This window comes from Borrelia parkeri, assembly GCF_023035815.1.
Taxonomy (GTDB): domain Bacteria; phylum Spirochaetota; class Spirochaetia; order Borreliales; family Borreliaceae; genus Borrelia; species Borrelia parkeri.
The window spans coordinates 46,011-58,048 of the sequence record NZ_CP073174.1 but is presented as its reverse complement, the minus strand read 5'-3'; the positions used below and the strand labels follow the sequence as shown (position 1 = coordinate 58,048).

The window sequence follows — 12,038 nt, the reverse complement described above, 5'->3', positions numbered from 1 at the left end:
TTATAATTTGTTAATAGTATAGAATGTTTATCCATTTATATAACTCATAAGTTTCCACATATAACTCATAAGTTTGCTACTAAAAATTAATAGTTTACACAAAAAACTCATAAGTTTAATTTACCTTTTTATACAAAATTAATAGTTTGCATAAAAAACTCAATAGTTGCTTTAAAAAAATATATAGTTACCTCCCTCTTTGCTAGATTAATAGTATTATATTTATATATATATGTTCTCTCTAAAAAATTTATTTACTAATAATATACCTTATATCCCTATTCATAAAATTAATCCTGATGAATTTATTCTCATTAGTAATTATCTTATTCTCTCTTCTAGCACTATTCACAATTTACTCGGCATTATTATGGCTTCCGGCATACCTTTAACACATCTAAAAGATCCTTTTATCAAAATATTTTATACTTTTAATAACAATATTATTACTTATACATTAAGTAATGGTCTACAGTTTCAACAATATTCTTTACTCGAACCCAATGTTATTGCTACTTCCATTATTAAAAATTTAAATAAAAATATTTTATCTTCTATTCATGCATACAAAATTAACTACATCGCTAAAAATATATTCAACTTCTCTATCACTACAAAACATATAATTTCTATCTACTCTTTGATTGCTAAGTCTAAAATTACCTTCAATAATATCTATTACAATAATACTCATCTCAATATCCTATTAGATAATCAACCTTGTATACTAGACTTATACGAAAAAATAAACTATATTAAGTCTTTTAACAGACTAAAACTTAATAAAAATAACCTAGATTCTATTTAAAAACCATACTAATAAAACTCTCTCTACTATTGCTTCTCTGGTTGAATCTTTCTTCCTTGATCAAACATCAAACAAAAACCTACATACCCTCAAATCTTATATTAATCTACACCTCAAACAACTTGGTATACCTTATAAATCTACTAATAGATTGCAAAAACTACTATTATCTCATATATTTTTGTAATTATACATTGTACATTTTTGTGACATCTCTTTAAAAAAAATACATAAAAGAAAATAAATTTGTTCACTCAGCAGCAACTATGTACAAATTGATAATAATATATTGCTTGTACTATTGTAATGAAAACCTAAAAAAATTTTTTCGACCCCCTAGCTTAATATCAATTAGTAAAAACTAACTTCATACTCAGTATCACTAAAGATACTGAGTATTTAGATAAAAAAGCAGGAATTCCTGCTTGTAAAAACTTATTCCAATGAATAACCACACTATATTAATTTGTAGGTTTTACTACACTACTGGAATCTTCTTTTATGCAATCATCAACATCTTTTAAACATTTATCAACTGTTCTTCTTACAATAGATACTATCTCATTTACAGTTTTACCAACTACTCCTATTAATACTGCATTTATTCCTTCTTTTGGTGCATCATTAGCCTTGGTTGCCAATTTACCATCTTTAGCCATTGCTCTCAATGCTAAACCTGCTGCTATTGCTGATGCATTTGTTTGAACATGAGTAGCATTCCCGTTACTCTTATTAGCAATTGCAATTTCAAAAGCATTTGTTGCAGCAGTAATTTGGCCAGCAGGTTTACTTGTATCCTTAACTGCTTCAATTGCTGCTAATATATCTGCACCACTAGCTGCAATTACTGCTTTACTAGCTCCGCTTAGTGCCTTGGCATCAGTAACATTAGCAGTAGCATTAAATAAATTTCCAACTTCTTTAGAATCCTCAATCTGCTTATTAGCATTTCCTTTTAGATCAACACCAACTTCCTTTGCTGCCTCATAGATCATACTAATCCCTTCAACAAGACCCTTAACGCTTGCTGTATTTGCTGGTGCTGCATCCTCACCATCAGCAGTAGCATTAGCAATTTTACCACCAGCATCCTTTGAGGCTTCCTTAATTTTATTTTTTCCTTCAACTATCTTTCCCAAAGTATCAATTGCCTTATTAATTGTACTTTCAGCTTTATCTTTTATTAAATTAAACTGCTCATTTCCCTTTAGCTCTTCTAACTTATCTTTAGCTATTTTCACTGCATCACCAACCTTACCCAATCGTTCTCCTACTGCTTTTTTAGTTGTATCTGCAGTAAGACCAAATGCTTCTTTTAGTAAATTTCCAAAAGAAACAAAAGCATCCAAAAATAATTGTCTTGAGCTTGCAATTACTTCACTTAAACTTCCAACGCCTTGTTTATCGCCTCCTGCTGTTCCAGGACTACCTGAGTTTGCAGCCTGTTGTCCACTGCCACAACCAAAAAGTAAAAATAAAGTCATTAATAATGCACAAAAAGTAATTCTTTTCATTATCACGTGCCTCCTTTTTTACTCAAGGGAGCTAGACATAAACAAAAGGAAAACGGTTCTCATGAAGAGAGAAGAGTTTTCCTCAAATGACTTTATTTAGTTATGTATGTTTTATTAATAATTATTTATTGTTGTTGTCCACCAGTTGCTGCTTCTGCAGGTGTAGTAGAATCTGCAGACTTATCTTCTTGTGTAACTGTAGCAAGAGAATCACTTATTGTCTTTAAACCACTATCAACAGTATTTCTTATTGCTATTATAAGAGTACTTAAAGTCTTACCAACAGCACTAGCAGCTGCTCCCTTAGCTGCTTCAGCTTCTGTCTTCTTAGCAGCTGTATCTTTAACAATAAATTTACCATCCTTAGCCATTGCTCTCAGTGCGATACCAGCAGCAATAACTGCATCTTTCTTTGCTGCATCTCCAAGTTGATCATCATTATCAGTAGAAGTACCCTTAGCTAAAGCCAGAGAAGCTGCATCCGTAGCATCCTTAACTTTACCATCTTTCTTAGCATCAGCATTAGAAGCAGCAATAGCTTTTAGGATATCAGCCCCAGTTACAGCCCCAATTGATGCACCAGCAGCAGCTACATGTTTCTCTTCAGCACCTTTATCAGCCTCATTTTTAGCCCCAAATAACTTACCAATATCTTTCTTATCAGCATCAACAGGATCCGTTTTATCTGCTTGTCCATCACCTTCTTTTAAAAACACATCAACAATAGTCTTAATTCCTTTAACAAGAGCATTGACACTTGTAGCGTCAACGCTAGTACCAGCATCAGATTTCACAACTTCACCAATAGCAGCATCAGTTATAGCCCCACTAGCAGCTTTCTTAGCTCCTTCTGCGATCTTGTCTAATGTGTTAGTGATAAATGTATCAACAACTGATTTAACCTTTGAGTAATTTCCATTCTTAGCAACTTCTGCTTGCAACTTCTTTTTAACAGATGTCATAGTGTCAGCAATATCAGTGAAATACTTACCAATGTCAGATTTCTTAGTATCTGCTTTAATGCCAAAGGCACCAGAAACCATATCAGAAAGGGAAGTAAAAACATCTAAGAAACCTTTACCCAAATTAGCAATAGAAGTTAAGAATAAGGTCTTAGGATCTTCCGTCTTAGTACTACCACTCCCACAACTAAGAAGTAAAAATAAAGTCATTAATAACGCACAAAAAGTAATTCTTTTCATTATCACGTGCCTCCTTATTAACCAGGGGACAAATATAAATAAAAGGAAAACAATTCTCATAAAGAGAGAAATAGTTTTCCTCAAATGACTTTATTTAATTATATATATTGTTATTAATTCTGATTATTGGTTTTTAGCTTCAGAGGTTGTATTATCAGTGGTCACAGGAGTATCAGTAGTATTAATATTTATAGCATCTTTAACAGTTTTAAGTCCTGTATCAATAGTATCTCTTATTGCTATTGTTAATGCATCTAAAGCCTTAGTAACTGCACTTACAGCTGCACCTTTAACGATAGGAGCAACACCCCCTTGATCATCAGCACTAGGACCAGTAAATTTACCGCCTTTAGCCATAGCTCTTAAGGCTATAGCCCCTGCTACTTCGGCATCTTTTTTAGCAGCATTAGCAGCATTTTGAGCAGTTGCTAATTTAGCAGCATCACCATTATCTTTAACGATAGCTTGTAAAATGTCAGAACCAGTTACAGCACCAACAGCCTTAGCAGCATCAGCAGCTGATTTTTTTGCAGCATCTGCAGCCCCTGCATTAGCAGAAGCAAATAACTTTCCTGCTTCATTGTCAGTAGCATTGCCACCGGTTCTTGTAGTAGAACCATCTTCAGCCTTTTTATCATCACCCGAATCAGCACTTCCTTCTTTAAGAACCACATCTACAATCGATTTAATGCCTTTTATTAAATTTTCAGTTTCACCTTTAGCACCTGCAGGAGCTGCGTGAGCAGCAACATTACCAAGTAGGTCATCACCTGTAGTACCAATAGCCTCACTAGCAGTCTTAGCCCCCTGGATTATCTTATCAAGAGTATTAGTAATTAGAGCTTTTACAGCGGTATCAGTAGCCTCTGCATTAGGATTATTATCAGATTTCATGTCAGCAACAATTTTATTAAGCTTATCCTTAGTGCCTTGTACAGTATCCTGAACAGTTTTAAAGTAAGCTCCAACATCAGACTTTTTAGTATTAGTATTAAACCCTAAAACCCCTCCAACCATATCAGTAAAAGAAGTGAAAACATCTAAGAAGTCATTACCTAAACTAATAAGAGATTTCAAGAATCTACTCTGAGGATCCTCAGCATTAGTACTACCAGCTCCACAACTCATAAGTAAAAATAAAGTCATTAATAATGCACTTAAAGTAATTCTTTTCATTATCACGTGCCTCATTTTTTACTCAAGGGGAAATGCTTTAACTTGTCCTTCTTGTGATATAACAATTAATTTTATTTAATTGTCCCTAACAAGCAATTAAATAATTTTGATAAGAAAATAACTAATATTATGTAGCCAAATAAATAAGAGGGATAATTAAATAAATTTACTTTACTAATAATGACATTAATGCTAAAAATATTCCTATATTAAGGGTAATAAGGGTACCAAACATCCAACCATGCAGTCTTAATGTACTCTTAAGCTCCATTTTGTTAACATCAATCTTATTATCAAGGTCTTTAATGTCAGATTTTAATTCACTTCTAACTGTATCAATCTTAGTATTAAGATTATTCTCAACAGAATCGATTTTGGTATCAAGGTCTTTAATATCAGATTTTAATTCACTTCTAACTGTATCAATCTTAGTATTAAGATTATTCTCAACAGAATCGATTTTGGTATCAAGGTCTTTAATGTCAGATTTTAATTCACTTCTAACTGTATCAATCTTAGTATTAAGATTATTCTCAACAGAATCGATTTTGGTATCAAGGTCTTTAATATCAGATTTTAATTCACTTCTAACTGTATCAATCTTAGTATTAAGATTACTCTCAACAGAATCGATTTTGGTATCAAGGTCTTTAATGTCAGATTTTAATTCACTTCTAACTGTATCAATCTTGTTATCAAGTTCATTGAATTTAGTATCAATTTTAGTATCCAGATCAGTTTTGATTGATTTAATCTCAGCTTGTAAGAGTGCTTCAACTTTTTCAAGCTTAAGGTTAAAAGTAGTCTCTAAATACTCAATATCCTTGTGTGTAAGCTCATTTTTATAATATCTGTAAGATAAATCAATAGCAATATCTCTATTTATACCAGCTTTAGTAAGTTCAGCTATAACCATTTGTTGAGTAATAACTGGTTGAGCAAGTCCCATAAAAATCTCCTTATGTAATTATTATATAATATCTTAAGTGTTATAGGAACCTTATTTTAGTAAAATGTGATTTAAAAGGGTTCCTATCTTCAACATAAAGTGTTTAGTCTATTTTTTTTAGTTTATCAAAAAGCTGAAATGAAATCTTACCATCAATCTGTTGTTAAAGGATAGCTATCAATACTATTTAGACCTGAGTATTATTACAGATAGTAAAAAAGGAAAACGAATCTCATGAAGAGAAATAGTTTTCCTCAAATGACTTTATTTAGTTATGTATGTTTTATTAATAATTCTTTATTATTGTCCACTAGCTGTTGAGTCTGCAGGTATAGTAGAATCTAAAGATTTATCTTCTTGTGTAACTGTAGCAAGAGCATCACTAATTGTCTTTAAACCACTATCAACAGTATTTCTTATTGCTATTATTAAAGTACTTAAAGTCTTACCAACAGCACTAGCAGCTGCACCATTAACTGCATGAGCTGATTTCTCTTCATTTTGTTTAGCAGCAAATTTACCACCCTTAGCCATAGCTCGCAGTGCAATACCCGCAGCAATAACTGCATCTTTCTTTGCTTCTGCAGTAGAAATTTCATTTTTGCCATCTACAGCCGGAGCAATAGCAATCCCAGCTGCATCTTTAGCTGCATTAATGCCATTAGTATTATCAGCAACAGGATTTTTTTCAGATTTAGCAATAGCTTTTAGAATATCAACACCAGTTACAGCTCCAATTGATGCGCTAGCTGCAGCTGCCTCTGCGTCTGTACCACTTGCTTTCTTTTCAAACAATTTACCAATTGATTTTTGCTCATCTTCTGCAGTTTTAGTAGCAGTAGCATTTCCTTCATTGTCCTTTAAAACCACTCCAACAATTTCTTTAATTCCTTTAACAAGTGAGTTTACACTTGCAGCATCAGCAGGTGCAGGATCCTGACCGCTATCTTTAGTAGCACCACCAATCTTATCTTCTCCTGTAGCCCCTTTAGCAGCTTCCTTTGCACCATCAGCAATTTTTTCTAATGTGCCTGTGATAAAAGTATCAACGACTGATTTAACCTTTGAGTAATTTCCATTCTTAGCAACTTCCTCTTGTAACTTTTTTTTAACTGTGTTCATAGTAGTCTCAATATCACTAAAGTATTTCCCTATATCAGATTTCTTAGTGTCAGCCTTAATACCAAAAGCACCAGTAATCATATCAGAAAGGGAAGTAAAAACATCTAAGAAGCCTTTACCTAAATTAGCAATAGAAGTTAAGAATGTGGTTTTAGGATCCTCAGCCTTAGTACTGCCACTCCCACAACTAAGAAGTAAAAATAAAGTCATTTGAGGAAATCTCTTCTTTTCATGAGATTTCCTCAAATGACTTTATTTAGATTATTTAATTAGATAATTTATTTAGTAGTAGAGGGTTGAGTAGTACTAGATTCAGTTGATTCAGTAGTAGTCTCAGAGTACTGTATCCCTTTAACAGCTTCTCTTATCTTATTTAGATTACTTGCTACTGTTTTCCTAATATTAGGTCAAGTATTCCTAATATTTTATTTACAGCAGTTAAAGCAGCAACATTTACTGCATTACCAGCCTCTCCAGACTTGATTTCTATTCCAGATTTCTTTGCTTCATCAATAATAGCTTTAACTTCTTTAATAATAGAATCAACACTAGTCTTATCAGTAGCCACTGCATCCGCAGCACTAGCAGTATCACCAATGTCAGAACCATCCTTAGTTACATCAGTAAGTTTAGTTAAAGAAGTAATTAGTTGTTCAAAGACATCATTTGCACTGCTAATTGCACTCTTAACAGCTTCAATTGTGCTACCATTAGCATTTTTTGCTTCAGATATTTCACCTGATAGCTCATTTAACTTATTCTTAGTAGTTGAAAGCCCATCACCTATAGTCTTAAAGTGTTCACCTATTTTATTTCTCTTATCACCCGATTTAACTGCTGTAAGTCCAAAAGCATCCCCAATAGCATTACCAAAAACGCCAAAAATCTCTTGAAATCCTTGACCTATTTTGATAAGTGAATCAAAGAAAGAAATTTTAGATTAAGAAGCCAATTTAACTTCTTACACAAACATAGAAGGCAATTTTAGATATAAATCTAAGATTGCCTTCTACTCTAATTACTTAATAATTTAATTCTAAGTATCTATTTTATTGCTGACTTGCTACCTTTGGAGCTCTTGCTTGATCTATTTTTTCTTTTGCTGTTTTAAGCACATTCTTTACTGTCTTCTTAATTATATCTTCTACCGCTACTAATAACTTATTTGCCGCTGTAATTCCTACTCCTTGTACCTCTTTTCCTCCTCCTTGCCCATCTGCTGCTTTTGCTAGTTTGCCATCCTTAATTAATGAACGCAATGCTATTCCTCCTGCTACCGCTGCTGCCTTAGCTTCAGCTTGTGCTACGTTAGCTGCATTATTTCCTCCTTTTGCAAAGGAAATGGCAGTTGTATCTCCATTTGCACCAGCTCCTAGTACTGCATCAGTGTCTTTTGAATTAACTATCGAAGCTAGCATTTCCTCACCACTCACAGTTGATAGTATTGCTGCGGCTTTACCTGCATCTCCTGCTGCTGGATTACCAGCAGAATTTGTTGCTAATATTTTAGCCCCATCCTTATTATCTACTCCAGTTACATTCAATGTTACAGTACCTGTCTCTGGTTTTGAAATACCTGATTTACCTGCTTCTTCTACAATTCCTTTCAATGCTTTAAGGGATTTCTTTAATGACTCCTCGTTTACTGCTGTTCCTTCTTTAGCACCAGCATCACTTGCTGCTTCCCCTACCTTTTGGTTATCATCACCTATATCTTTTAAAGAGTCTAAATGTGTTTTTAATGTGCTTAAAGTAGCCTTAGCAGAATCAACTGCACTTCTAATTGCTACGGCTATTGGTTCATCTTTAGCGCCCTCTCCTTCTCCTTCTGACTTCTTTGCTACTTGTTCTAATTCGTCTGATGCTTTTCCAAGCTTCGCACCTAAGCTGTTAAAATACCCTCCTACATCACTCTTCTTTGTAGTTGATTTAGCAGTAAAGCCTAATGTATCTGAGAGTAACTCTAAAAAAGAATAAAAAGCATTTTCAGCACTTCTACCTACCTCCATTAGGACTTCGCTTAAACTTCTCCCTCCTGTAGCTGCTGAGCCCCCCTTACCTGCTTCTGGTTGTTGACCACTTCCACAGCTAAGAAGTAAAAATAAAGTCATTAATAACGCACAAAAAGTAATTCTTTTCATTATCACGTGCCTCCTTATTAACTCAAGGGGACAAGATGGTTAACAACCTTTGAATAAAATAAAAAAGCTAAAAACATAGAGACTTTAACATTTCAGAGACTGTGTGTAATATAACAATTAATAAAATTTATTGATTTTGATAAGAAAATAATTGATATTATATCAAAGAAAGAAAGGGTTTACTTAACTTAAATTTACTTACTTAACAATGAATAGACTATGGACATTAATGTTAAAAATATTCCTATATTTAGGGTAATAAGAGTACCAAACATCCAATTATGTAATCTTGATGTACTCTTAAATTCTGATGCGGTTTTATCAAGTTTATTATCAAGCTCCACCCTATTAATTTCCATATCTTTTCTAACAAGAGAAACCTCATTTTTAACATTATCAATTTTTTTATCAAGTTCATTAAATTTAGTATTTATCTTAGTATTAAGATTATTCTCAACAGAATCAATTTTAGTATCCAAGTCTTTAATGGCAGATTTTAATTCATTTCTAACTGTATCAATCTTATTATCAAGTTCATTGAATTTAGTATCAATTTTAGTATCAAGTTCATTAAATTTGGTATCTATTTTGTTATCCAGTTCAGTTTTGACAGATTTAATCTCAGCTTGTAAGCTTGACTCTACAGATTTAATTTCAGCTTGTAAGAGTGCTTCAACTTTTTCAAGCTTTATATCAAAGTTTTCTTTTAAGAATTCAATATCTTTGTAAGTCAGTTCATTACGATAGTATCTGTAGGACAGATCAACAGCGATGTCTCTCTTAATACCGGCTTTAGTAAGTTCATTGATGACCATTTGTTGAGTAATAACAGGTTGAGCAAGTCCCATAAAAACACTCCTTATCTAATTATTATATAATATTTTAACTGTTATAGGAACCTTATTTTAGTAAAATATGATTTAAAAGGGTTCCTAAATCTAACATAAAGTGTTTAGTCTATTTTTTTTAGTTTATCAAAAAGCTCAAATGCAGTCTTACCATCAATCTGTTGTTAAAGGATTGCTATCAATACTATTTAGACCTGAGTATTATTACAAATAGTAAAAAAGGAAAACAATTCTTATGAAAAGAAGAGTTTTCCTAAAATGACTTTATTTAGTTATGTATTTGTTATTAAATACTCTTTAGTCCTGATTATTAGTTCTTCTTAGTTTCAGGAACCTGCTTATCAGTAGTAACAGGAGTATCAGTAGAATTAATATTCATAGCATCCTTAAGGGTCTTAAGCCCTATATCAATAGTATTTCTTATTGCTATTGTGAGAGTATCCAACGCCTTAGTAACAGCACTTACAGCTGCTCCCTTAACTGCTTTCTCCGCATCAGTGTCACCATTATTAACATTAGCAAATTTACCATCTTTAGCCATAGCTCTTAAAGCAATACCCCCTGATATGGTCCCATCTTTAGAATTAACATTAATAGCATTAGCAGCACCATTATTCTTAGCTAACTTAGCAGCATCAGCATTTTTAACCATAGCTTGTAATATGTCAGCCCCAGTTACTGCTCCTACTGCTTTAACTGCATCAGCAGCTGATTTTTTTGCAGCATCAGCACTAGCAGCAGCTGCATTACCAAATAATTTACCTGCTTCACCAGCATCGTTACCCCTTACAGTAGAACCATCTTCAGCTTTTTTATCATCTCCAGCCTCAGCACTTCCTTCTTTAAGAACCACATCTACAATTTTCCAATCCCTTCACTAAGAGACTTAACTGAAGCTTCTTCACCAGCAGCACCTGCACCAGCAGCACCACCTTTAACAACATCACCAATTGAGTCACCAGCATCACCAATAGCATCACTAGCGGTTTTTGCACCCTCAATTATCTTATCAAGAGTATTAGTAATTAGAGCTTTTACAGCGATATCAGTAGCCTCTACATTAGGATTATTTTCAGATTTCATGTCAGAAACAATTTTCTTAAGAGCTTCTTTAGTAGATGAAACAGTATCCTGAACAGTTTTAAAGTAGTTCCCAATATCAGACTTTTTAGTATTAGTATTAAACCCTAAAACTCCTCCAACCATATCAGTAAAGGAAGTAAAAACATTTAAGAAGTCATTACTTAAACTAATAAGAGATTTTAAGAATCTACTCTGAGGATCCTCAGCCTTAGCACTACCACTACCACAGCTAAGAAGTAAAAATAAGCAATCTAAATTATTATTAAGTTCTAAAATAATGTAAAATCAAGCCATAAATATAAGTCTAAAAGATAAAAGTAATCATAAGGAATCTTAAAGAAGTAGACTAAAGTAGTCAAGCAAGTAAATAGAGAATAAAAAGAAACAAAATAAGCTAAGAGAAGCAAACTCCTAGCTTATTATTTATAGACTTTATTTTATAAGAAAATAACGATTGATTAAAAAATAATCTTATAATAATTTATCTTTTAATTAAGACTTAGTAGGCTCTAACTTAGTAGAAGTTGAAAGCGAATTAATTGCAGCTGTTGCTGTAGCTTCAGCAGAAGTTAACAAAGTATCAATTGTTGTGTTTAGTTCACCAAGCTCTTTAGCTCCCTTACTGCCATCACCATCGGCCTTATCTATAGCTTTTTTTGAATCTGACTCAGTATTAAGGCTAGCATGTTGTGCTTTAACCTTCTCTATAAACTTATCACCTGAAGATTTAACAGCAGTAATCTTTTGCTTCATTTCATCAGAAATCCCACTTATTGTTTCTAATTTTTTTAACTTAACACTTATAGACCCCACTACATTATATACTCCTGCAACTAATGATTCATTTTTATCCTTATCAGTAGCCTGAGTAAGTTGACCATCGTTGTTAACTTTCTTACCAATAGCTTTAGCGAGCTCATCAATAGACTTAACTAAAGTATGAATTTCTTTAACACTCTTAGCAAAAGCAACAGCCTCTGTTATTTTCGAACTTATTGTAGCTAAATCAATAAGAGTGCCATCAGATTTAGCCGCTTGCCCATCTTTAGGAGAAGAAGCTGAATTATTACAAGACATAAGTAAAAATAAAGTCATTAATAACGCACAAAAAGTAATTCTTTTCATTATCACGTGCCTCCTTATTACTCAGGGGGACAAGATGGTTAACAACCTTTGAATAAAATAAAAACAAAAA

9 protein-coding genes and 2 pseudogenes are annotated in these 12,038 nt (G+C 32.9%); 1 reads left to right on the top strand and 10 read right to left on the bottom strand.

The annotated features are described in order from the left end of the window. The first annotated feature begins 232 nt into the window (after window positions 1-232). Window positions 233-808 (top strand): hypothetical protein, encoded by a 576-nt coding sequence (locus bpSLO_RS07665; protein WP_246990232.1) that lies wholly within the window; start codon window positions 233-235, stop codon window positions 806-808. 461 nt (window positions 809-1,269) lie between these two features. On the opposite strand, the gene bpSLO_RS07660 is transcribed toward bpSLO_RS07665, so the two are convergent. The 10 genes and pseudogenes from bpSLO_RS07660 to bpSLO_RS07615 all read right to left on the bottom strand — a co-directional run bounded on the left by bpSLO_RS07660 (window position 1,270) and on the right by bpSLO_RS07615 (window position 11,968). After that, window positions 1,270-2,322, bottom strand: coding sequence for a variable large family protein (locus bpSLO_RS07660; protein ID WP_246990142.1), 1,053 nt, complete (start codon window positions 2,320-2,322; stop codon window positions 1,270-1,272). Window positions 2,323-2,447: 125 nt separating this feature from the next. Then, window positions 2,448-3,527 (bottom strand): variable large family protein, encoded by a 1,080-nt coding sequence (locus bpSLO_RS07655; protein ID WP_246990242.1) that lies wholly within the window; start codon window positions 3,525-3,527, stop codon window positions 2,448-2,450. A gap of 120 nt (window positions 3,528-3,647) precedes the next feature. Then, complete coding sequence (locus bpSLO_RS07650) at window positions 3,648-4,700, bottom strand: variable large family protein (protein ID WP_432432502.1); 1,053 nt, start codon at window positions 4,698-4,700, stop codon at window positions 3,648-3,650. 166 nt (window positions 4,701-4,866) lie between these two features. Beyond that, window positions 4,867-5,649 (bottom strand): Bdr family repetitive protein, encoded by a 783-nt coding sequence (gene bdr / locus bpSLO_RS07645; RefSeq protein ID WP_025407552.1) that lies wholly within the window; start codon window positions 5,647-5,649, stop codon window positions 4,867-4,869. Window positions 5,650-5,949: 300 nt separating this feature from the next. After that, complete coding sequence (locus bpSLO_RS07640; RefSeq protein WP_246990231.1) at window positions 5,950-6,981, bottom strand: variable large family protein; 1,032 nt, start codon at window positions 6,979-6,981, stop codon at window positions 5,950-5,952. A 68-nt stretch (window positions 6,982-7,049) separates the two neighbouring features. Further along, window positions 7,050-7,711, bottom strand: a pseudogene (locus bpSLO_RS07635) (variable large family protein); the annotation flags it as partial. 109 nt (window positions 7,712-7,820) lie between these two features. After that, a complete protein-coding gene (locus tag bpSLO_RS07630; RefSeq protein WP_246990241.1) occupies window positions 7,821-8,930 on the bottom strand; it encodes a variable large family protein in 1,110 nt (369 codons plus the stop codon). 176 nt (window positions 8,931-9,106) lie between these two features. Beyond that, on the bottom strand, window positions 9,107-9,760 hold the full coding sequence (bdr, locus tag bpSLO_RS07625; RefSeq protein ID WP_246990229.1) for a Bdr family repetitive protein: 654 nt from the start codon (window positions 9,758-9,760) through the stop codon (window positions 9,107-9,109). A 310-nt stretch (window positions 9,761-10,070) separates the two neighbouring features. Further along, window positions 10,071-11,122 (bottom strand): annotated as a pseudogene (locus bpSLO_RS07620) (variable large family protein). 213 nt (window positions 11,123-11,335) lie between these two features. After that, window positions 11,336-11,968 carry a Vsp/OspC family lipoprotein gene (locus tag bpSLO_RS07615; RefSeq protein WP_246990228.1) on the bottom strand — a complete coding sequence of 211 codons (633 nt, stop codon included), beginning with the start codon at window positions 11,966-11,968 and terminating at the stop codon, window positions 11,336-11,338. Between the last annotated feature and the right edge of the window lie 70 nt (window positions 11,969-12,038).

Excerpts from the sequence above, each read along its gene's own strand:
- bpSLO_RS07615 (WP_246990228.1), bottom strand. The coding sequence starts at position 11,968 with ATGAAAAGAATTACTTTTTGTGCGTTATTAATGACTTTATTTTTACTT.
- bpSLO_RS07650 (WP_432432502.1), bottom strand. The coding sequence starts at position 4,700 with ATGAAAAGAATTACTTTAAGTGCATTATTAATGACTTTATTTTTACTT.
- bpSLO_RS07665 (WP_246990232.1), top strand. The coding sequence starts at position 233 with ATGTTCTCTCTAAAAAATTTATTTACTAATAATATACCTTATATCCCT.
- bpSLO_RS07640 (WP_246990231.1), bottom strand. The coding sequence starts at position 6,981 with ATGACTTTATTTTTACTTCTTAGTTGTGGGAGTGGCAGTACTAAGGCT.
- bdr (WP_025407552.1), bottom strand. The coding sequence starts at position 5,649 with ATGGGACTTGCTCAACCAGTTATTACTCAACAAATGGTTATAGCTGAA.
- bdr (WP_246990229.1), bottom strand. The coding sequence starts at position 9,760 with ATGGGACTTGCTCAACCTGTTATTACTCAACAAATGGTCATCAATGAA.
- bpSLO_RS07660 (WP_246990142.1), bottom strand. The coding sequence starts at position 2,322 with ATGAAAAGAATTACTTTTTGTGCATTATTAATGACTTTATTTTTACTT.